This window comes from Clostridium sp. UBA7791 (assembly GCF_002480755.1).
Classification (GTDB): Bacteria; Bacillota; Clostridia; order Clostridiales; family Clostridiaceae; genus Clostridium_J; species Clostridium_J sulfidigenes.
Window position 1 is genome coordinate 63,102 of record NZ_DLCT01000008.1, and the last position, 424, is coordinate 63,525.

Annotated in this window: 1 rRNA gene (running past one end of the window); it reads left to right on the forward strand. The window is 39.9% G+C overall.

Features of this window, described 5'->3' with window-relative positions:
- Nucleotides 1-113: 113 nt before the first annotated feature.
- A 23S ribosomal RNA gene (locus B3Z56_RS13540) occupies nucleotides 114-424 on the forward strand; it runs 2,741 nt beyond the window's last position.

Genomic DNA, 424 nt, shown 5'->3' on the forward strand with positions numbered 1-424 from the left:
TATATTGTTAAACCTTTAAATTTAAAGATAAAACAATTTCGTCAAGAATTTTAATTTGAATTCTTTGTAGAATGAAAATCTAATCTTAATCGCTTAAGATTAGTAAATGAATAGGTCAAGCTACAAAGGGCGCATGGTGAATGCCTTGGCACTAGGAGCCGAAGAAGGACGCGATAAGCTGCGATAAGCTTTGGGTAGGCGCAAATAGCCAGTGATCCAGAGATTTCCGAATGGGGAAACCTACATAGTTAACACTATGTACTGTGCACTGAATAAATAGGTGTATAGAGGTAAACCCGGGGAACTGAAACATCTAAGTACCCGGAGGAAGAGAAAGAAACATCGATTTCCAAAGTAGCGGCGAGCGAAATGGAAAGAGCCCAAACCTAAGCCTTTGGCTTAGGGGTTGAGGACAGAACATAAA